General features: G+C 54.4%; 16 protein-coding genes. 5 read left to right on the top strand and 11 right to left on the bottom strand.

The annotated features are described in order from the left end of the window. Positions 1-330: 330 nt before the first annotated feature. From EIP93_RS21835 to EIP93_RS21825, 3 genes are all read left to right on the top strand, one after another. Entirely contained in the window at positions 331-1,482 is a 1,152-nt protein-coding gene (locus EIP93_RS21835; protein ID WP_109225597.1) for a diguanylate cyclase domain-containing protein, read from the top strand. Positions 1,483-1,801: 319 nt separating this feature from the next. Beyond that, positions 1,802-3,094 carry a dicarboxylate/amino acid:cation symporter gene (locus tag EIP93_RS21830; RefSeq protein WP_125233267.1) on the top strand — a complete coding sequence of 431 codons (1,293 nt, stop codon included), beginning with the start codon at positions 1,802-1,804 and terminating at the stop codon, positions 3,092-3,094. A gap of 360 nt (positions 3,095-3,454) precedes the next feature. After that, positions 3,455-4,957, top strand: coding sequence for a M16 family metallopeptidase (locus EIP93_RS21825; RefSeq protein ID WP_107333625.1), 1,503 nt, complete (start codon positions 3,455-3,457; stop codon positions 4,955-4,957). 81 nt (positions 4,958-5,038) lie between these two features. Here the strand turns inward: EIP93_RS21825 and kdgK are convergent, their stop codons facing one another. Then, positions 5,039-5,971: a 2-dehydro-3-deoxygluconokinase gene (gene kdgK, locus EIP93_RS21820; RefSeq protein WP_039474767.1), complete on the bottom strand. Its 933-nt coding sequence runs from the start codon at positions 5,969-5,971 to the stop codon at positions 5,039-5,041. Between the two features lie 167 nt (positions 5,972-6,138). After that, positions 6,139-7,155, bottom strand: a complete 1,017-nt coding sequence (gene yhjD / locus EIP93_RS21815) for an inner membrane protein YhjD (protein ID WP_103943631.1) — start codon at positions 7,153-7,155, stop codon at positions 6,139-6,141. Positions 7,156-7,273: 118 nt separating this feature from the next. On the opposite strand from yhjD, the gene EIP93_RS21810 reads away from it, so the two are divergent. Continuing rightward, positions 7,274-8,482 (top strand): MFS transporter, encoded by a 1,209-nt coding sequence (locus EIP93_RS21810; RefSeq protein WP_125233266.1) that lies wholly within the window; start codon positions 7,274-7,276, stop codon positions 8,480-8,482. A 163-nt stretch (positions 8,483-8,645) separates the two neighbouring features. On the opposite strand, the gene EIP93_RS21805 is transcribed toward EIP93_RS21810, so the two are convergent. The 7 genes from EIP93_RS21805 to EIP93_RS21775 form a co-directional block, all read right to left on the bottom strand. Continuing rightward, positions 8,646-9,356 carry a DUF2931 family protein gene (locus EIP93_RS21805; RefSeq protein ID WP_228925267.1) on the bottom strand — a complete coding sequence of 237 codons (711 nt, stop codon included), beginning with the start codon at positions 9,354-9,356 and terminating at the stop codon, positions 8,646-8,648. 157 nt (positions 9,357-9,513) lie between these two features. Beyond that, positions 9,514-10,218 (bottom strand): DUF2931 family protein, encoded by a 705-nt coding sequence (locus tag EIP93_RS21800; RefSeq protein ID WP_228925270.1) that lies wholly within the window; start codon positions 10,216-10,218, stop codon positions 9,514-9,516. Further along, positions 10,215-12,209 carry a T6SS phospholipase effector Tle1-like catalytic domain-containing protein gene (locus EIP93_RS21795; protein WP_125233265.1) on the bottom strand — a complete coding sequence of 665 codons (1,995 nt, stop codon included), beginning with the start codon at positions 12,207-12,209 and terminating at the stop codon, positions 10,215-10,217. The genes EIP93_RS21800 and EIP93_RS21795 overlap by 4 nt, the downstream gene beginning before the upstream one ends. Next, complete coding sequence (locus EIP93_RS21790) at positions 12,209-13,006, bottom strand: DUF4123 domain-containing protein (protein WP_125233264.1); 798 nt, start codon at positions 13,004-13,006, stop codon at positions 12,209-12,211. The genes EIP93_RS21795 and EIP93_RS21790 overlap by 1 nt, the downstream gene beginning before the upstream one ends. Beyond that, positions 13,003-15,030: a type VI secretion system Vgr family protein gene (locus EIP93_RS21785; RefSeq protein WP_125233263.1), complete on the bottom strand. Its 2,028-nt coding sequence runs from the start codon at positions 15,028-15,030 to the stop codon at positions 13,003-13,005. Before EIP93_RS21785 ends, EIP93_RS21790 begins: the two co-directional genes overlap by 4 nt. A gap of 494 nt (positions 15,031-15,524) precedes the next feature. Next, positions 15,525-16,091 (bottom strand): DcrB family lipoprotein, encoded by a 567-nt coding sequence (locus EIP93_RS21780; protein WP_107333619.1) that lies wholly within the window; start codon positions 16,089-16,091, stop codon positions 15,525-15,527. 312 nt (positions 16,092-16,403) lie between these two features. After that, positions 16,404-17,081 (bottom strand): 7-cyano-7-deazaguanine/7-aminomethyl-7-deazaguanine transporter, encoded by a 678-nt coding sequence (locus EIP93_RS21775; RefSeq protein WP_040032744.1) that lies wholly within the window; start codon positions 17,079-17,081, stop codon positions 16,404-16,406. 216 nt (positions 17,082-17,297) lie between these two features. On the opposite strand from EIP93_RS21775, the gene tusA reads away from it, so the two are divergent. Then, positions 17,298-17,540: a sulfurtransferase TusA gene (tusA, locus tag EIP93_RS21770; protein ID WP_010309387.1), complete on the top strand. Its 243-nt coding sequence runs from the start codon at positions 17,298-17,300 to the stop codon at positions 17,538-17,540. A gap of 59 nt (positions 17,541-17,599) precedes the next feature. On the opposite strand, the gene EIP93_RS21765 is transcribed toward tusA, so the two are convergent. Continuing rightward, on the bottom strand, positions 17,600-19,954 hold the full coding sequence (locus tag EIP93_RS21765) for a zinc/cadmium/mercury/lead-transporting ATPase (RefSeq protein ID WP_125233262.1): 2,355 nt from the start codon (positions 19,952-19,954) through the stop codon (positions 17,600-17,602). Between the two features lie 91 nt (positions 19,955-20,045). Beyond that, positions 20,046-20,675: a lysoplasmalogenase gene (locus EIP93_RS21760; RefSeq protein ID WP_103943650.1), complete on the bottom strand. Its 630-nt coding sequence runs from the start codon at positions 20,673-20,675 to the stop codon at positions 20,046-20,048. Positions 20,676-20,692 lie beyond the last annotated feature (17 nt).

Raw genomic sequence — 20,692 nt, 5'->3', positions numbered from 1 at the left:
CCCGATTCCCCTGTCTGCTCCCCGAATGACCGCGCTAGCTTATGCAGGGGATATCCCCTATCCTGAGGCCGCGTTACCGCTGTTGCCGAAGGTAGCCTAGGATTAAGATGAAATCCCCCGAACATCAGCAGAAAACAGCGTTAAGGCGGCGATAAGCTGCCTTATACTACTTGCCGCGTGTAAATCGTGTTGCTGTGTGTAACGCGTGCGCATTTTTCGCGTTGTATATTGCTCACCTGTTTGTGGTTTGGTGGGCCCGGTATTCAGGTCTGCATAACAGGTTGACGGAGAAAGCGCTTGCGGCTCAGACGTTCATTAACGATTAAACAGATGACAGCCGTGTCTGCCGTGGCACTGGTGACGATCAGCCTGTTTATCGTCATACAGCTCTTTCACTTCGTTCATCAGCGCCGTGAAGATTATGCCAAACAGCTGGAGAGCATCGCCTATTCCGTGCGTCAACCGTTGACGGATGCGGTGTTACAAGGCGAAGTGCAGCGTGCGGGCAATATTCTGGATAGCCTATTACCGGTTGCTTTTCTGAGCCGGGCAGATGTGCTGCTGCCAGATGATTTCCAGACGCTGCATGCGAATTTCCCGAAAGAGCGTCCGGTGCCAGACTGGATCGCGCGGGTCTTTAAGCTGCCGATCCGTATCTCTATTCCGCTTTATTCACCGCCACAGACGCAGTATTCGGCTCCGTTAGCGCATCTGGTTTTGCAGGCGGATTCCTACCGGATGTATCAATTTATCGTCAGCACCTTTTCAACCATGCTGGCGACGTATCTGCTGCTGGCGTTGATTATGTCGATCGCCATTACCTGGTGCATCAACCGCCTGCTGATACACCCGCTGCGTGGGATTATTGTCGAGTTACAGAATCTACCGCCGGACGACATGCTCCACCGTCAGCTTACGCTGCCGCCTTGGCATCAAGACGATGAGCTTGGCGCGCTGGTGCGCAGCTATAACCGTAATCAACAGCTGCTGGCGCAGTCGCTTTCTGCCGGAACGGAAGGGGCGGGGGTGCCGGACAACGCACACTTTATGCGACGCTTTGAGCAGCGTCTGGCCGATGCGACACCGTTCAGTCTGCTGGTTTTCGGGCTTGATTCCTCCGCCAGCAAACAGGGCAAGGTAGACACGCTAGCGAAGCAGCTCAGCGCAGTGATTGAAGAACAAAGCGAGGCTGGGCCTATCTATCTGGCGCGCCTCGACTGTGATGAGTTCGCTATCATCGGGAAGCAACTGCAATCTGCCGGACAGGCACAAGATTGGGCACAGAATGTGATGCTGGCGATTAATTCACCCTTTTTGCCTGCGGGCTCCCAGCCTGCGCGGGCTGTCAGCGTGGGTATCCTCACTATTACCGATCCTCGACCCGAGGAGGCGGCGCTGCTTTTATCACAGGCACGTTTTGCTATGCAGCTGGCGCGGCGTGATAAAAAATCTGGTATTCATCCTTTCACGGTGCCTTCCTGAGTATTCATAGGTAACGCAAATGTTACTTTTTATATATAGGTTTCCTGAAAGGCGCATTCCCCGTATGGCGGGGGTTTGAGGGCTTTTTAAAGCAATCTCCCTGCCGAAAAAATGTGCATCTGTTACAAGTAAATTGCACTGATGTTTCTTTATAATTCCTGCTGACGTGATTCAGCTCTTGTTTTTAACCTATCGTTCACAAACTAAACTTATAAAACATTCTCAGCTTGTTATTGCAATGTTACTTTTCGGCGCAATCACAGGCGGCATTTTCGTACCCTATTCCCCTCCTGTGTTTTCCCCACCATAGGACGTATGTATGAAAACATCAATTTTTAAAAGTCTTTATTTTCAAGTTCTTGCCGCCATTACAATAGGGATACTGTTGGGGCATTTCTACCCCCAGCTTGGTGAGCAAATGAAGCCGCTGGGCGATGGGTTTGTTAAATTAATTAAAATGATTATTGCGCCGGTTATCTTCTGTACGGTAGTAACCGGTATCGCAGGCATGGAAAGTATGAAGTCGGTCGGTCGTACTGGTGCGGTCGCCCTGCTGTATTTTGAAGTTGTGAGTACGATTGCGCTGATTATCGGCCTGATCGTGGTCAACGTGGTGCAACCTGGCGTGGGCATGAACATCGATCCAAGTACGCTTGATGCGTCTGCGGTGGCGGTTTATACCCAACAGGCTTCGCAACAGGGTCTGATTCCGTTCCTGATGGACGTGATTCCGGGGAGCGTGGTCGGTGCGTTTGCCAGCGGTAATATCTTGCAGGTTCTGCTGTTTGCTGTGATGTTCGGCTTTGCGCTGCACCGCTTAGGGTCAAAAGGCAAAGTGATTTTTGACGTGATCGACAGCTTCTCCAAGGTCATTTTCGGCGTCATTAACATGATCATGAAACTGGCTCCGCTGGGTGCGTTCGGTGCAATGGCCTTCACCATCGGTAAATACGGTGTCGGTACGCTGATACAGCTGGGACAGCTGATCGCTTGCTTCTACATCACCTGTGTGCTGTTCGTGTTTCTGGTGTTGGGCAGTATTGCCAGAGCGACGGGCTTCAGTATCTTCAAATTCATTCGCTACATCCGTGAAGAACTGCTGATCGTACTGGGTACATCCTCTTCTGAATCCGTGCTGCCACGTATGCTGGAGAAGATGGAGAAGGTCGGTTGTAAAAAATCGGTCGTGGGCCTGGTGATTCCTACCGGCTACTCATTCAACCTGGATGGCACCTCTATCTATCTGACAATGGCCGCGGTATTTATCGCTCAGGCGACCAACAGCCACATGGATATCTGGCATCAGATTACCCTGCTGGTGGTACTGCAGCTGTCCTCTAAAGGTGCAGCGGGCGTGACGGGAAGTGGATTCATCGTGCTGGCGGCAACGCTGTCTGCCGTGGGCCACCTGCCCGTTGCCGGTCTGGCATTGATTCTGGGTATTGACCGCTTTATGTCAGAAGCCCGTGCGCTGACCAACCTGATTGGTAACGGTGTGGCGACCATCGTGGTAGCGAAATACTGCCGCGAGCTGGATGAGAAGAAACTGGATGCTGAGCTGTCTGGCACCAACAAGAACGATAACGCAGCTACACCAACTGCGCAGTCATAATACCAGCATGCCGTTATAGTACCAGCATAGTGTTCTATACTAATTCCCCACGGCGCTAGCGCCCCGTGGGGAATTTTTTTGCCTGCCGATACGTCGAACCAAACTGTTTCCCTTCCTTTTCTTACCCGCCATGAAACGTAAAAATATTGTTAAATATGACTATTTTTACCTTTTTTGCAGATTATTTCGTCTTCTGGAGTGACATAGACAAAAGCGCGCGGTCTAAGGGAATGGTACACTTCGCGTCTTAATTTTTTCCGTGATATATCCACGAGAGTGTGCGGTGGCAGACGCAAGGCCACCATAATGATCAACAATAACCACATTTATTATGTTGGATAGCTATTAGTAGGGGTTCACATGCAGGGCACCAAAAAGGCGCTTTTCGTTGGTGGTTTGTTGCTGGCCGTGGTCAGCAGCGGCGTGCAGGCTGAAGCACTACAGCCCGATCCTGCCTGGCAGCAGGGTAAGCTTGATAATGGTTTTACCTGGCAGTTATTAACCACACCACAGCGCCCCGGCGATCGGGTTGAGCTGCGTCTGGTTGTTAATGCTGGGTCGCTGCTGGAAAATGCCCAGCAGGTAGGTTTTGCCCATTTTCTTCCCCGTCTGGCCTTAGCGCCCGGCGATAAGCTGTCCGCCGCCCAGCGACCTTCCATGTGGACGCGGGATGCTAACAGCTCACGCGTTCTACCTCCGGTCGTTGTCTCGTACGACTTCACGTCGTATAACCTGAGTTTACCGAATAATCGCCCCGAACTGCTGAAAGAAGCGCTGACGTGGCTGGCGGAAAGCGCAGGGCAGATAACGTTCGACGAAAAAAGCCTACAGGCTGCGTTGAAGGTGCCCGATCAGGTGGCAACCTTTCCGATTAACCCACAGGATCCGAGTTGGCGCTACCGCCTGAAAGGCTCACCCCTGCTGGCACACGATCCTGCTCAGGACGTCAAACCGCCGTTGAATGGCGAGCAGCTCCAGCAGTTTTATAAAACCTGGTATACGCCAGATGCGATGACGCTCTACATCGTCGGTCATGTGGATAACCGCAGCGTGATCGAGCAGATCGGGAAAGTCTTCTCCCCGCTGGAAGGGAAACGTGAAGCGCCAGCGCCGTTGCCGACATTAAGCCCGCTACCGCCGCAGGCGATCAGCCTGATGAATAACAACGTCCAGCAGGATACGCTGTCGCTGATGTGGGATGCCCCGTGGCACCCGATTCGTGAATCGCAGGCGTTGGTTCGCTACTGGCTGGGTGATATGACGCGGGAGGCAATGTTCTGGCACCTACAGCAGGCGCTGGAGAAGAGCTCACTGAAGAGCAACAACCTTCGCTTCGACTGCAATGTGTTTTATACCCGTTCTCAGTGCGCGATTCATATGGATGTACCGAATAGCGAGGCTGTTGAGCCGGGCGTGACGTTTATGGCGCGTGAGCTGGCGACGCTGCGTGAAAAAGGGCTGACACAGCAAGAGTTTGATGCGCTGATTGCGCGCAAGACGGACGAGCTGAACAAGCTGTTTGCGACCTATGCCCGGACCAGCACGGACATCCTGATGGATCAGCGGCTGCGCTCCCAGCAGAATGGTGTTGTGGATATCGCTCCCGAGCAGTATCAGAAGCTGCGTCAGACTTATCTGTCTGCGTTGACGCTCGATATGCTGAATCAGGAACTGCACCAGCAGCTGGCACAGGATACGACGCTAATGCTGATCCAACAGCCCGGTGAACCGGAGGCGAATATGAAGGCGTTGCAGGAAACCTACGACCAGATTATGACGCCAACTGCCGAGCCTGTCGCCAGCCCCGCTGCGGCAGCACCTGAAGAAACAAAACCGCAGGAAACGGCTCCCGCCGCGCAGTAAGTCATTAATAAGTAATTCTTTAATCAGCAAATAGTAAAGGCCGCGATTGCGGCCTTTACTTATTATCACGCTGCGTACGATTTACGCAGGCATTGCCTCAAGCGGGATAATTGCACCACGGTATTGAATGACCGTGCTGGCCGTCAGGTGACCGCGCTGTGCGGCTTCCTGCGTGCTGCCGCCGTTCAGACGTACTGCCAGATAACCTGCGCTGAAAGAGTCGCCTGCGGCGGTGGTATCGACCACTTTCTCTTTTGGCAATTTGATCGCGGGAACATCAACCAGTTCTTGTCCGCGTTCTGACACGATGCAGGAATCGGCACCGCGTTTGATGACCACTTCGTTAACGCCCAAACCGTGCGTCCGATCCAGCACCGCTTCCAGCGGCTTCGTGCCCCACAGCATGTCTTCGTCATCCAGTGTCAGGAAAGCGATATCGGTACAGGACAGGATGTCGGTGTAGGCTTGCTGCGTTTCTTCCTTGCTCTGCCACAGACGTGGGCGATAGTTGTTATCAAAAATCACTTTACCGCCGTTGGCGCGGCAAGCGCGCAGCAGGGCGAGGAGACGCTGACGGCTTTCGGCGTTCAGAATCGCCAGGCTGATGCCGCTCAGGTAGAGATAGTCAAATTGTGCCAGTGATTGACCGATTTTTTCTGCTTCCGGGCTGTCCAGCCAGTAGCGGGCAGCGGCATCATTACGCCAATAGTAGAACGTACGCTCGCCGCTATCGTCGGTTTCAATGAAGTATAAACCGGGCAGCTTGTTGTCCAGTCGCTGAATCAGGTCGGTTTTCACCCCTTCTTTCTGCCAGGCAGCCACCATCTCAGTACTGAAGCTATCGGTGCCGAGTGCGGTCACGTAATGCACGCCCAGCTTATCGGCGTTTACCTGACGGGCAATGTAAACGGCAGTGTTCAGCGTATCGCCGCCAAATCCACGGTTAAGATCCGTGCCCTTCTGCGACAGTTCGATCATGCATTCGCCGATTACGGCAATGTTAGTAGTTGTCATCACTTTTGGCCTGTTTGAAAAGGTACCCTGCACCTGATGTTATTGGGGATAAAAAATGCGGAAATTAACGTCAGTCTCAACATTACGCGAGACTGAGTCAATAGCCTTGAAACGATGTTTTATTTTTTCATGACGCAGATCGGAAAACCAGTGCTTTCACGCTGCTTTTAGCGATCGGAGGACGGTTCCTTCTCCTGCTCATTCTGATCTGACGAGGTGTCGCCTTTGTAATTCGCCGTTGCGATCCAGGCGGCGCAGAAGAGCGTCAGACGAGCGAAGAAATAGAAGAATGCCATCAGGCCAATGACCGAACCGAACGCGGCACCGGAAGGCGAGCTGGCCAGTTTAGGCAGCGCGACGGTCATCGCGAATTTGATGATTTCAAAGCCCACGGCGGCGATCAGCGTGCCGCGAAAGAGCGCTTTGCGTTTGGGTTTATGGCGCGGTAAAACGAAAAATATCCACAGAAATAACAGGTAGTTGGCGAAGATGGAGATTGACAGGGCAATCAGCGTTAACGCGGGACGCAGCCACTCGATACCATCTAACCCCAGCGCGGTCACAATCATGTTCTGCGCGGTGCCGGCAACGGAGGTCAGGAAAAGCGTGATGATAAGCGCAATGACCAGACCGGTCAGCGACAGGAAATCCCGCGTGTACTGAAAGTAAATCTTCTCTTCATCTTTCGGGTTCCGTTCCCACACGTCGCGCGACTGGGCGCGAATCGCCTCACGCAGGTTTCCCATCCAACTGATGCCGGAATAGAGTGCGATCAGCAACCCGGTCAGCCCGACGGTAGTACGCTGCTGCACGGCGGTGTTAACGGTACTTTTCAGCGTATTGGCCAGATTAGGATCGCTGATGCTGTTGACGATGCGGTTAATCAGCCCTGTCAGCAGATCGGGGTTGGAGGCCAGCACGAAACCCACGGCAGCAAAAGACACCATGAGAATCGGGATCAGCGACAGAAAGGAAAAATAGGTAATGGCCGCGCCAAACTGGTTGCCCATCCGATCGTTGAAGCGTTCGCCCGCGCGAATCAGGTGCGCCACGCTGGGGATCGCCTGAATACGTGCGACCAGGCGTTTGCTTTTGCCAAGCAACGAGAGGGGTTTCTGTGGTGACGCGTTTTTCTCTGGCGTTGAGGATGTTGACTGACGATCCGGATCTGCCGGTACAGGCATTGCGTTTCTCCTGTGTTCGGGATTATAAGTTTGATTATAACCAACAATATAAGAATATTACTTTTCGATGTTTTTCTGAACGTACGTCATACACGGACGTTAAGCGAGTGAATTTTCCATGCCAACACCTTCCCCATCCGAACCGGCGCTGAGCGGTCTGCGCCTTAATCTGCGCATCGTTTCGATTGTGGCGTTCAACTTCGCCAGCTATCTGAATATCGGCCTGCCGTTGGCGGTGCTGCCGGGATATGTGCACGATCATCTTGGCTATAGCGCATTTTGGGCTGGGCTGGTGATCAGCCTGCAATACTTCTCCACGCTAGTGAGCCGCCCGCATGCGGGTCGCAGTGCTGATGAGAAAGGGCCGAAGAAAATCGTCGTCTGGGGGCTGGCTGGCGTCATGCTGAGCGGGGTGTTTTATCTGATGGCCGCCTTTAGCGACGCCTCGCCCGCAATCACGCTGCTGCTGTTGTGTCTCGGGCGCGTTGTGCTAGGCGCCGGACAGAGCTTTGCCGGTACAGGTGCAACGCTCTGGGGCGTCGGTGTGGTCGGCTCTCGACACATCGGGCGCGTGATTTCATGGAACGGCATTGCGACTTACGGCGCGATGGCAATTGGCGCACCGCTCGGCGTCTGGCTCAACCATATCGGTGGGCTAAAACTGCTTTCCGTATGCATTATCCTGATCGCTGCTGTGGCGATTGTCCTCGCGCTACCGCGCCCGGCGGTGCAGGTCGCTCCGGGGAAAAAGATTCCCTTCCGCGAAGTGCTGGGGAAAGTCTGGGTTTACGGCATTATTCTGGCGATCGCCTCTGCGGGTTTTGGTGTGATCGCCACTTTCATCACGCTGTTTTATGCTGACCGGAATTGGGAAGGTGCGGCGCTGACGCTGACCATTTTCAGCGTTGCCTTTGTCGGTGCACGATTGGTGTTTCCTAACAGTATTCAGCGATTTGGTGGATTGCGCGTGGCGATGACGTGCTTTGTGGTTGAGATCGTGGGGTTGCTGTTGGTCTGGGGGGCGACGCAGCCGCTGATGGCCGAAGTCGGTGCGTTCCTCGCGGGGGCGGGTTTCTCTCTGGTGTTCCCAGCATTAGGTGTTGTCGCCGTTAAAGCTGTATCGCCGCAGAATCAGGGTAGCGCGCTGGCAACCTATACGATATTTCTCGATTTATCGCTGGGTATCGTCGGGCCGGTGGCGGGTGTGCTGATGGCTTATACCGGTATCGCCTCTATTTATTTAGCGGCGGCGCTGTTGGGGCTAGGCGGCTTAGCACTGACGTGGCGACTGGCTCAGCGTACGGCGGAAGGCTGGGGGCAGTCATAACAAAATACCTGAACATTGTGCCTCCAAATTGCCGATGATATGCCGCCGTTCCTTGCTGACGGTGGTTTCCTGTTGGTGGGTTCCCGCTGGACTGGATATGCCCTGGTTGCCAGAAGGCAACGCAACAGACCCTTGTCCAACCTGTTGCGTTAGTGACATCGTGTTATTTAATCGGCTGTTGATCGGTTTTAGGCTGCTTAGCGCGGTAGGCATCCATAATCGGTGCCCAGTCCATGCCTAATGGGATGGGGTATTGCTTAAACAATTCGCCGTATTCTTTGTCAAAGTTCTGAAGCGTCACCGTGTATTGGCTCACGCCGATTGGAAATTTTTTATCATACCAATTGTCTGTGACCTCTTCGGCAATGCCGCGGGCAAGCAAGAGGTCTGGACTAACGCCAAGTCCACGGCCCATCAAGACCACCTCATAATAACCGCCGGGGGCAAGGCCAAAATAGAGCCGGTTACGCTGGTCAATGCGCCCGCCAATCTGGTAGCGCTGCTGCATTTGCTGCGCTAAATCGGCGGGTAAATCAACCTTAATGCGGTAGCGCTTGCGGTCATATAACGACACCATCTCTATAATCGCCCTGTCGGGAATAGGCATTCCGTCTACCGGTAAGCCGCCACCTCCCGCCCAGTAATAACGCTTTTGCGTAATCCGTTTTACACTAATGCTAGGTCCTACCCCCCCGCCTGGATAACCACCAATAAACGCCCCTCCACGATAAAATTCAACGTTGGTCGTCCAGATTTCATCGATATTGCTCCCCGTACCATATCTCCATGAAAAAGCCGATTTTGTGGGTGTCGTTGCACAGGCCGTCAACGAAAAACAAAGCCCCAGCACTATAATAATTTGTTTGAACATCATGCCTCCTGATTGCCGATGATGTGCCGCCTTTCCTTGCTCACGGTGGCTTCCTGTTTGCTGGTATTCGCTGGACTGGCGATGCCCTGATTGCCAAAAAGCAACGCAACAGGCATTGTTTACCCTGCTGCGCTAGCGGCATAACACAACCTTTCTCTAATTATTTAACAGGCTGCTGATCCGTTTTGGGCTGTTTGGCGCGGTAGGCATCCATGATTGGTGCCCAGTCCATGCCTAATGGGGTGGGGTGCTGTTTGAATAGCTCGCCGTACTCCTTGTCGAAATCATCAATACCGTATTGTCTGGCTACGGGGACCTTTTTATCATACCAATCATCGGTAACCTCTTCGGCAATGCCGCGGGCAAGCAAAAGATCTGGTTTGACAAGTAGCCTATCGGCTTTCAATAGCACTTCATAATAACCGCCGGGGGCAAGGCCAAAATAGAGCCGGTTACGCTGGTCAATGCGCTCGCCAATCTGATAACGTTGCTGCATTTGCTGCGCTAAATCGGCGGGTAAATCAACCTTAATGCGGTAGCGCTTGCGATCGTAGAAAGACACCATCTCTATCGACGCGCTGTCAGGAACGGGAACGCCTTCGGTAGGTAACCCCCCGCCTCCTGCCCAGTAGTGACGTTTTCCTGTGATCCGGTCGCTCAACAGTCCACCAGCCCCGCCGCCAGCCTCACGATCGGCGTAAACGAGTTTGCCATTTTGATAAAATTCCGTCCGTGTATTTCGAGTGATATCAACATTACTACCAGTACCATAACTCCAGCTAACAGGAGTTTTGGGATTCGGGGTTGAGCAGGCTGTCAGCGAGATGCACAGCCCCATGACCATAATAAAATACCTGAACATCATGCCTCCTGATTGCCGATGATGTGCCGCCTTTCCTTGCCCACGGTGGCTTCCTGTTTGCTGGTATTCGCCGGACTGGCGATGCCTTGGTTGCTGGCACTACGGTGCACATAATCGCGACGCAGCGCCCGATAAACCTCGGGGGAGATCTGCTGACTCAGGTTCTTCACCACGCCCTGCTCGATTGCTGCCAGCGACCAACGTTCATCCAATTTAGCCAGATTGACCGAGGGTCGCCTGACCGAGAGCGGTTCAAGTTGAAGCATCTTATCTTCTGAACGCCACGCCTTAAACGGCACACCAACGGCGCGCCCGGCCTCCAGCATCATATGTAACGGAATGCGCGAATATTCCCCTTCCACCACACGGCTCATCACCACCTCAACATAGACGGCTTTTTTCGGCCATGAATCATCCTTACCGTGCTGGCGAATAAACGAGTAGGGGATCAAACTGATCGCCCCCAGGGGGGGAATGGCTGCACGCAACAAACGCGGATGGAGCCGACCAACCCAGCCCTGCGCAATTTTCTCCTCGGCGTAGGCGCGTGCCTGACGATAGGCGCGGCTTTCTGTATCCGGCGTAGACGCCGCTTCTTCGCTCATAAAGCGCTCCAGTTCAAGGCACTCGGTCAGCGCCGGGTCGCCGTTCGGGTTACGCAGGCTCCAGCGACTGTAATAGCCGCCGCCCAGATCGGAGTGCGCGCCCGGCAGCGCCAGTTCGGTAAAGTGCGGGGGGATGCTGGTGCCAATCGCAGTGGGGGTGATGCGCGTTAACGGGAAGTGCTTTCGTACTTCATCCAGCGCGGTTAAATGCACGACCCGTTCGGCGCAATCGTCACGTAACCGGATGTTCACACTGGGATGATAGGATGAGGCTACCGTATCAAAAATGCCGACAAAGGCGATACGCACATCGTCCCGATTCGCCCAGTCAAATCCGGCTTTAAGACGGATAGACCCCGAGTTTGCTACTGCCTGTACCAACGGGTGATCGGCCTTCTGATCGATGACGTTAACAAAATGGCGTGCCGCCGCTGCTCCGCGGCTGAAACCAAAGACATCGAACACGATCCGGTGAATACATTCAATATTAGGTAAAATATCCTCCAAATCCCGCATGACTGCGGCAACAATCTCCTGCTCACAGGCCAGATTCACCTTGCCAACAATAGAGGTATTTTCACCACCAAAGTCGATATCCACCGCTTTTGTCAGCATATCGTCCGTTTGGTATTCCGTGCCGTCCTTCCCTGCAACCGGATCGCGGGTACCAATGCCGCTAATATAGCTATGGGCGATCAATGGGCCAGCAACAAGATCGTATTGGTTGAATAACTTACCCACATTAGTAATATCATTCGCCGCACTGTCACTCACTGGGAGTTGTCCCATCTGGCAGCCACGCAGTTCTTTCTCTCGCTGTGCCGGATCGGAGCAGGTTTCAGCCAGCCATTGTTCGACCTTTTTAAGGCCGGACTCGGCGTTATAGGTGTTATTCCCTGTGCCATCGAAGAACACACCAATGCGTAACACGTTGATCTGGTAGCCTTTCACCTCGATGACGTAGGAGTGGTTGGTAAAGAAACGGACGTTTCCAGCTTTGCCCTCCTGATGCGCTTCTGGCAACGGTTGCTCTGGCGCCGTCAGGCACAGGTCACCCGTGGTGGCCTTAACATGTTCACGTTGGGTTTCTTCATGCCCGTTCTTCTCTGCCACATAGGCCGGTACGATGCTTTGCCCTTCTTTCAAGACCTCACGCGATTGCGCTGCCTTGAGCCAAGGCTGTGTCTCCAGTTTGACCGTTATCGGGCCAACGGCAAAACCGCGCACCAACGTCGGCCCGTCGTTGAGCGTTACCGTTTCGGATTTGCCGGTATCGTCGGTGAGTGTCGCTTTTAGCCCTTTAAACGAACGGTTGTGTTCATCACGAACATCAATCTCTATCCAGCAATCGTAATGTTCGCAGGGGATGCAGTAAGGATCGGCTGCCATTAGTTAACTCCTATTAACGCATTATGCTGCACCATCCAGTGGTTAACCTGAGCGAATTCTGCTTCAGTCAGCATCAGCGGCGCTCGAATACTCTCCAGAGGAAGCCCAACCTGCAAGGTCAAGGCTCCCGCCACCACGCCATCAAACACGTCACCCTGAATTCCCTCCGCATTAGCTTGCCTGAGAACTAGCAAAATAGAGCCTGCCGGATCCAGATGACGCTCCATCATGCTCGTCATGACCTGCCACAGACGCCGACGAAGAATGTAGGCATGGCGATCGTCGTCATACAGCGCTGCCAGATGATGCGAACAAATATGAAACCAGGGGATTTTTAACGCAGGATGAAACGGGATATCTGGATGACGTGTAAACCCACTGTCGTTGATCCAGAGTCCACTACAGGGGCCCAGAATGGCAGTCTGCTCTTCCTGGCTCATGGCACAGAACATCGGCAGGAAGATACGCGGTTCAGAGAAACGAAACCAGACAACTTCCCCTTCACGGATAACCTGAATCAGGCTTTGCCAGTGACGACGAACCACCTCAATCGGCTGTTCGCTGACCAGATAGAACCCACCCAGCACGGGGGAGCCTGCCACAAATGCGGGAGAGGGATTAGACAGTAGACAAGGGCCGAGTGCGGCTTGTTCGTCAAACTCAGTACCGGCAAAGAAGGGAGAAGCCTCACCCTCACTGAATTTATAGAAACGCGCCACCGCCGCACGATCTGCCGCGCCATCGACGATCGCAAAGAGAGTGCCATTATGCTGTGCTCGCCACGTATCCAGATTCATGCTTTTCCTCCCTTGGCGAGTGGGCAAGGCTTAACAAGCGGAGACATGGATTCCATGCTTTTATGAATGGCAGGAGCAGGCAGGGTGGCGGGTGGTGCCGGAGGCACGGCAACACCGCCTGGCAGAACGGGAACCTGCCCCGCCCAGCCAGCGCCAAAACCCGGGCTGCCCCCTGAGTTAATATTGATAGCGGGTCCAACGATGCTCACACCGCTGGGGTCAATCTTCACGAAGCTTCCCCCCGCTTTCAGTGTCAACTCCGCGCCCGCTTCCAGCACTATCTTGGCTCCGGCTTTCACATGCACTTCCTGACCCGCTTCGACCAGCAAAGCCTGCCCCAATTTCTGATGCATCGACGCATCGACGGTCAGCGAGAGATCCCCTTTTACATAGTCACGTTTCTCGTTCTCGACCGTCAGGTGATCGTTGGCTTTGATGCGGGTCACTCGCTCATTATCAATATCCGTATGCGCGTCGTGTTTGATGTGCCAGACGACGTCATTTTCAACAAGCGCGTTGAGATCTTTCTGCCCGTGAATATAAATCTCCTCCTGCCCGGCTTGATCTTCAAAGCGCAGCTCGTTAAACCCTTCACCCTGATGTGTTTTCGTGCGCAGTACGGTACGCGTTTTGTTAGCAGGCAGCGGGTACGGCGTCGGGTTGGTGGCGTGGAAGGTTCGCCCGGTCACAATCGGCTGATCCGGATCGCCTTCAAGGAAGCTGACGATCACTTCATGGCCGATACGTGGGATCGCGATCATGCCGTACTGGCCGCCTGCCCAGCCCTGACTGACGCGCACCCAGCAGGAGCTCTGGTCATTGCTCGCGCCGTAGCGATCCCACGGGAATTGCAGTTTTACCCGACCATACTGGTCGCAGTAGATTTCTTCCCCCGTCGGGCCGACGACAGTCGCGATTTGCGGGCCATCCACCATCGGTTTGTACGGCATAGCAGCACGCCACGTCGTCGTGCCTTTCACCACGGCAAAACTGTTGCTCATGGTCGTCGGTTCGCCGCCGCTTTCCTCTTCCAGCGCCTGCGGCTGTTGCCCGACGTGCGTCACGCTCACCGTCTGCCACACCGCGTTCAGCGTCACATTCGGGTGCTCCGTCAGCGTGAAGGTATTGCCCGGCATCAGCCCCGCGCAGTTGGATTCCCCTTCGCTCGTCACCGCCCCTGAGCGCAACGCATCCAGTAGGTAACCGCTGAACGCCTTGCCGCTCGGGTCTTGCTTATAGCGCCCCGGATAGTCGTAGTGCTGATAGCTTTCGCGCTGGTGCGCCAGCTCACCACTCATCTTCTTGTGCGACAGCCCGTAAGCCGGCGTCTTGAAGCTGTAGTCCTTCAGCTCCACGTCCGAGGTGCTTACCCGCTCTGCGTAGTGGAAACGCCTGACATATTCCCCCTCGCTCAGCCCCTGCGTCGCCAGATTGAAGAACAGCGCGGGGCCTTTGGTCAGTGCACCCGCATCGTCGGCAAACACCACGCGGTGTTTTCCCTCTTCGTATTCGTGGAAGAAATACATTCCCTCCTCGGCGGCCAGCCGGGTGATAAAGGCTAAATCGCTTTCCCGATACTGCACGCAGTATTCGCGCACCGCGTGCTCGTTACGCAGCGCAAAGGCGTAGTCCGTGATACTGGCTTCTTCCAGCAGCGTGCTGATAATCGCTTCCGGTTTTTGTGCCTGAAAGATGCGGGCGTTAGTGCGCAATCCCAGCCGCCACAGGGCTGGCCGGACTTCCGCCTGATAGCGCGTGCGGCGGAATCCGGTGTCGCCCTGCGTGAAGCCGCTGATAATCCCGCTGACCCGACGTTTCAGTTCGCCTTCATACCAAATCATCAGCTCGCACGGCTGGTCCAGCACCGCGCCAAAATCGACATCCGGCAACGCGCTCGCCAGACTCAGCGACAGGCTGAAAGGCCGGTTCAGCCCTTCATCCAGCCTGAAATCCACCACCGCGAAAGTGCCTGCTTCCAGGGCACCAACCTTTACGGTGAACTGTAATCCTGTGCTATTTGCCACCTGCCTTCTCCTCATTATTCTTGTGCTGCTGCCACGGCAACCGCATGCACCGATTTATCCAGTACGCAACTACTACCCTGATGAAAAATGAAATACCCAAGACATCTAGGTTGGATGAGAATGGCGCTTCAAGGGCGGATTCATGCCGCAGCGGGCAAACGTATAGTGAGATTGGGGCGATAAACGGAATAATGAAAACGTTCCCTGTGGCATCCTTGACGCGAGTCCTGTTGATAAACAATGGCGAGAGAAGGATAGCAAGCGAAGTGAAAACCAATAGTACGAAGAACGGGCTATAAACCAGCCAATCAATTGATTAATATTTAAATAATTTAATTTTAATTAATAACGGGCGGGAAGAAGGCTGATCTTTCTCCCACGTCGGCATAGGTAGAGTGATGCTGTGTTTCTCAGGTTAAAAGCTAAGCTGACAGGAGCAAAAATCCCCAATGAGCTGGGGATTTGTTTATAAAAAGACGGGTGAAGGGGCTGGATTATTTCAGCTTCAGCGTGTGGATGATGCCTTCCGCTTCGCTCTGTGCCTGTTGCTGATTGCTGGCTGGCAGCGTGATCTGCAAGGTCAGTAGTTGGTTTTCCACTTTACCCAGCACGACAGAGGAATAAGCCTGCTGTCCGCTGCTAGTGATAATGCTGTCGAGCTGTTGCAGCTTCTTGCCGTCAACGTCGATGGTCTTGTTAGTGACGACCTGGAGGTTGGCGTCACGCGTGCGCTGTTGATCTTCCAGACGCTGTGTCAGCACGGTTAACTCTTCCGTAGTGTTGTCGCCCAGAATCACGATGACCGCTTTCTGCCCATTATCATTGGCGTAAACGTGCATATTGTTCGCCTGCGTACCGACTTTACCGCTTTGATCGCGCATATCGGCCGGCAGGGTAAACGCCACCTTGCCACCCATTAATTCAATGTTCTGGCTCGCAGCAGCTTCTGCGGCAGGTTTATCTTGTGCGCCAGCTTTTGCAGCGTCATCCGTTTTGCCATCACAGGCAGCAAGCAGGCCGACAAGCAAGCCGACACCGAGGTATTTGATGATATTCGACATGGGATCCCTTTCTCTCGTTTTTGAAACAGATAATCTTTCTATACCCTAAATAATTCGAGTTTCAGGCAGGCGGCAAGGGAAGGAGTCCCGATGAGCTTACTCAGGTAAGTGATTCGGGTGAGTGAACGCAGCCAACGCACATGCAACTTGAAATATGACGGGTATAAACAGGTAATAACAGTATGGCACCCTATTCAGATAGCAAAAACAAGCATTTTGTTGTTGCAAACCGTTGTTAGTACCTGCGTTATTTTTACAAAACGATGAGTGACTTGATGAGAAAAGGCGGCGTAAATAGCCGCCCGATTGCCATTAATGGTGGCTGCTGACGGAACGGTAGTCGGCCGAGTCTTTCTGTTCGCTTAGACGTTTAAGCACCATGTTCAGCATGACGCCGTACATCGGCAGGAAGAACGCCAGGCTGATCAGCAGCTTGAAGGCATAATCCACCATCGCGATTTCAACCCAGTTTGCCGCCATGAAGGCATCGGTGCTGCGGTAAAACGCAATGAAGAAAAAGGCCAGTGTATCGCTGAAATTACCAAACACGGTTGAAACGGTTGGCGCGACCCACCACGCGCGTTTCTGGCGCAGGCGGTTGAAGACGTGAACATCCAGAATCTGACCAAGAACATAAGCCATGAAGCTGGCGCAGGCGATACGTGCCACGACGATATTTATCTGACTTAATGCCTCGAACGACTGCCACGATCCCTGATAAAACAGGCTCGACACCAGATAGGAAATGACCAGAGCAGGCACCATCACGGTCAGAATGATACGACGCGCCAGCGGCGCACCGAAAACCCGTACCGTCAGGTCAGTTGCCAGAAAAATAAACGGAAAGGTAAACGCGCCCCAGGTGGTATGAAAACCGAAAATCAATACCGGGAGCTGGACCAGATAATTACTCGACGTAATGATCAGGACATGGAACAACGATAGCCAGATCAGCGCCGTAAGCCGCTGCTGGGGAGTAAAACGATACATAATGTGACCTTTTTGGTTATTGGGGTTAGGGAACCCAAGGGATAACGTGCAGATTTATGCTGCAACGCGGCGGCATAATACGCAATTGCTTTGCTAATGCAATGTGTTTTGCCAGAAAAAGATGGTTGTTTTATGCGCAAACGTTGTCGTCGCTTGCGTCGGGAAATCCTCAGCGTAAACTAAGGCGGTTTTTTGATTCCAGCACTGAGAACGTTGATGACCGATCCCTTTACCAACCCGGATAAAACCCTTGATGCACAGGGGCTGCGCTGCCCTGAGCCTGTGATGATGGTGCGTAAGACGGTACGCCAGATGGAAACCGGGCAAACGCTGTTGATTATTGCCGACGATCCAGCCACCACCCGCGATATTCCCGGTTTTTGCGTGTACATGGAGCATGAGCTTCTGGCGCAAGAGACCGAGCAGGTTCCCTATCGTTATCTGCTGCGCAAAGGTTAATACTCGTCATACTTCAAGCCGCAGGTGCGCGGTGTTGCACCGCGCACCGTGGATCGATATCAGTCCTGTTTTCTCAACAGCCGCAGCGCGTTGGCTGTGACCAGCGCGGTTGCGCCGGAATCTGCCAGCACGGCGAGCCACAGTCCGGTAATACCCAGAATACTGGTAACCAGAAATACCGCTTTCAGCCCCAGCGCGATAGTAATGTTCTGACGAATATTACGTTGCGTCGCCCGCGACAGGCTAATCATGGCGGCCAGCCCAGTCAGGCGACTGTGCGTTAAGGCGGCATCGGCCGTCTCCAGCGCCACATCAGTACCGCTTCCCATCGCAATCCCGATCGTTGCCGCTTTCATTGCCGGTGCGTCGTTGATGCCATCACCAACCATCGCGACGGGATGCTGCTTGCTCAATTCGCTGACTGCCGTGACCTTGTCAGCAGGGAGCAGGCTGGCTCGGTAATCGATCCCTAATGTCGCCGCAATGGCTGCCGCCGCGCGGGGATTATCGCCGGTGAGCATGACGCCACGAATCCCTAACTGCTGCAAGGCATCCAGCGCTTCACGCGCATCGTGGCGTAGCGTATCGCTCAACGCCAGCACGCCGAGCAGGTTATCGTCCTCTTGCACCACCACGACGGTTTTCCCTTCGTTTTCCAGCGCATCAACCCGTTGCAACCAGTCGGCATCAAGCAGATCGGGCGCGACACGAGTCGGTGCGCTTACCTGAATCCGCCTGCCGCCTATCGTGCCTTCCACGCCGACTCCCGCCAGCGCTTTGCGGTTTTCTGCCATTGGCAGGAACGTGCTGCTGGATCGCGCATGCTGGACGATCGCTTTGGCAAGCGGATGGTGCGAACCGGATTCCACCGCAGCGGTGCGGGTTAACAGCGCCGTTGCGCTAACGCCCGCGGCGGGCAATACGTCCGTCACCTGCGGCTTGCCTTCCGTCAGCGTGCCCGTTTTATCGAACGCGATAGTCTTGATGCTGCCCAGCGATTCCAGCGCCGCACCACCTTTAATCAGCGCCCCACGGCGCGTTGCGGCGGCTAGCCCCGACGTAATCGCCGCAGGCGTTGAGATCACCAGCGCACACGGACAGCCAATTAACAGCAGCGTCAGGCCGCGATAAATCCACTCTTGCCACGGCTGCGCCAGCAGCAACGGCGGTACCAGAATCACCAGCAGCGACAGCAGCATGATGGCTGGCGTGTAGTAACGGCTAAACTTATCGAGGAAGCGCTCTATCGGCGCACGGCGCTCTTCCGCTTCTTCTATTAGTTGCAGAATGCGGTCAATAGCGCTGTTGCCCGGCTGTGACACCACCCGCAACTGCACAACCCGATCGACGCACAGACTGCCTGCGGCAATTTTTTCACCGGGCGTACGTTCAACGGGAACCGATTCACCGGTCAGCGCGCTTTCATCAAAGCTAGCGTCGCTGTTCAAGAGCTCCGCATCGGCGGGGAGCCGCCCACCGGGGGCGACTTCAATCACGTCACCGGGAACCAGACTGGCGACGGGAACGAGGCGTCGCTGCCCGTTGCCGACGACCGTGGCATCTTCGGGAAGCAGCGCCATCAGCGCCGTTACGCCCCGTCGTGCGCGGTTTGCCGCGTAAGATTCCAGATGTTCGCCTAGCATAAACAGCAGCAGGATGACGGTGGCTTCGGTGGTGGCGCCAATCAAGAGCGCTCCAATGGAAGCCACGCTCATCAGCGTTTCAATCGCGAAGGGCGTACCCGTGCGAATGAGCTGCACCGTTTTTTTCAGGATCGGGATCAGCCCGATAATCGTGGTCGCGATAAACGCGATCTGCCCGCCGCGCTCGCTTAGCAGGGAAAGTCCCCAGCTCGCAGCAGCCAGCAGAGTGAAAAGTATTAAGAAACCATATTCATGTACAAAACGACGTGCGGTCGAGGTGTCGGGTGGGGCGAGGGGGAGTGCGGTGTCCTGCAAGGCGAAGCCCGCTTGCTGAACGGCATGTTGAACCTGAAGTCGGATATCGGTGTTGGCATCAACAACCAATTTTTCGGTGGCGAACAGCACTTTGGCCTGTTCAATTCCGGTGAGATTTTTTACTGCATTTTCGATTTTACGTGCGCAGCTGGGACAATCCATCCCGCTGATTTTCCAACTGAAACGCTGGTGGGATCGGGGCCTGTCGCTGTCTCCGCCGTCGGGGTCGTCTGAATCCGCGCTACCGCCGCTGTCTGACGAGTGTTGCTCTGTGCCACACGCGCTCTGTACTACGGCATCAGACGTGTGTTTGGTTGAACAGCAGCTGTGGTCAGCGTGGTTTGAATGCTGCGTGTGTTCGTTGCAGCAACTTTTGGCGCGGCGTGGCGCGTGGTGAACGCTGTTATTGCAGCAGGCTGATTTCTCAGCGCTGTGGTTATGCTGATGAGAGTGCATCTCTTCCTCCGTTGTTAGTGACTTACATTCTCATCAGGAACTTTACACCGCCGCTTAATGCTTAGCCAGATTTTCGTGAGCGCCGCGAACGTCAGAAATAGAGGGAGCGAACGATCAGGAAATGGCCGCCAAAATAGCCCGCTGCCACAATCGCCTGATGGGCGCGGAACGGAAAACGGTAATGGTGAATCAGCCAGACTGCATGGGCGATAAACAGCAGTACGGTACCTGTCAGCAGGGAGAAATTCGCGTTTGTCCCCAGCGCAAAATAGCGCTCGCCTGCAATCCAGACCATCAGCGTCGTCATGATGATAAAGGCGCAAGCGGGCCAGCGCTGTGCGTCCAATCGCCCCCAGATAACGGCGATCAGGATCGCAGCCAGAATAACGAGCGTTAGTGCCAGCGGCCAAAAGAACGTGAGTGAAATCTGTCCGGTAAAAAAGCTAATGGTGTACAGCAAATGCGAGAGGAAATAGGCGCCAAATGCGTAAAGCAGACGCTGAGTCGGCAGCAACAGCAGAGTGTCTGCGACCAGCGTGGCCAGCAGCCCCAGCACAATCAGATAGCCCGGCACACCAAGCAGCGGCATCTGCCAGGCTAGCGCCAGCAGCAGTAGCATCGTGACGGGTTTGAATAACCAACGCTGCCACGTTGGCCCACGGTAGCTGGCGTCCACATACAACCAACCAGAAAAAAGCACAGCAATAAATGACCAAAGCATAGCGTGTCCTTTTTGTG

It is taken from the genome of Pectobacterium versatile, from assembly GCF_003932035.1.
GTDB classification, from domain to species: Bacteria; Pseudomonadota; Gammaproteobacteria; order Enterobacterales; family Enterobacteriaceae; genus Pectobacterium; species Pectobacterium versatile.
Note: the sequence above shows the minus strand (reverse complement) of the source record. Positions and strands in the feature narration are given on the sequence as shown.

Bases quoted from the DNA above. Each gene is read 5' to 3' on its own strand.
- EIP93_RS21805 (WP_228925267.1), bottom strand. From the start codon at position 9,356: ATGATGTTCAAACAAATTATTATAGTGCTGGGGCTTTGTTTTTCGTTG.
- EIP93_RS21760 (WP_103943650.1), bottom strand. From the start codon at position 20,675: ATGCTTTGGTCATTTATTGCTGTGCTTTTTTCTGGTTGGTTGTATGTG.
- yhjD (WP_103943631.1), bottom strand. From the start codon at position 7,155: ATGCCTGTACCGGCAGATCCGGATCGTCAGTCAACATCCTCAACGCCA.
- EIP93_RS21780 (WP_107333619.1), bottom strand. From the start codon at position 16,091: ATGTCGAATATCATCAAATACCTCGGTGTCGGCTTGCTTGTCGGCCTG.
- kdgK (WP_039474767.1), bottom strand. From the start codon at position 5,971: ATGACAACTACTAACATTGCCGTAATCGGCGAATGCATGATCGAACTG.
- EIP93_RS21810 (WP_125233266.1), top strand. From the start codon at position 7,274: ATGCCAACACCTTCCCCATCCGAACCGGCGCTGAGCGGTCTGCGCCTT.
- EIP93_RS21790 (WP_125233264.1), bottom strand. From the start codon at position 13,006: ATGAATCTGGATACGTGGCGAGCACAGCATAATGGCACTCTCTTTGCG.
- EIP93_RS21825 (WP_107333625.1), top strand. From the start codon at position 3,455: ATGCAGGGCACCAAAAAGGCGCTTTTCGTTGGTGGTTTGTTGCTGGCC.
- tusA (WP_010309387.1), top strand. From the start codon at position 17,298: ATGACCGATCCCTTTACCAACCCGGATAAAACCCTTGATGCACAGGGG.
- EIP93_RS21775 (WP_040032744.1), bottom strand. From the start codon at position 17,081: ATGTATCGTTTTACTCCCCAGCAGCGGCTTACGGCGCTGATCTGGCTA.
- EIP93_RS21830 (WP_125233267.1), top strand. From the start codon at position 1,802: ATGAAAACATCAATTTTTAAAAGTCTTTATTTTCAAGTTCTTGCCGCC.
- EIP93_RS21800 (WP_228925270.1), bottom strand. From the start codon at position 10,218: ATGATGTTCAGGTATTTTATTATGGTCATGGGGCTGTGCATCTCGCTG.
- EIP93_RS21835 (WP_109225597.1), top strand. From the start codon at position 331: ATGACAGCCGTGTCTGCCGTGGCACTGGTGACGATCAGCCTGTTTATC.
- EIP93_RS21765 (WP_125233262.1), bottom strand. From the start codon at position 19,954: ATGCACTCTCATCAGCATAACCACAGCGCTGAGAAATCAGCCTGCTGC.
- EIP93_RS21795 (WP_125233265.1), bottom strand. From the start codon at position 12,209: ATGGCAGCCGATCCTTACTGCATCCCCTGCGAACATTACGATTGCTGG.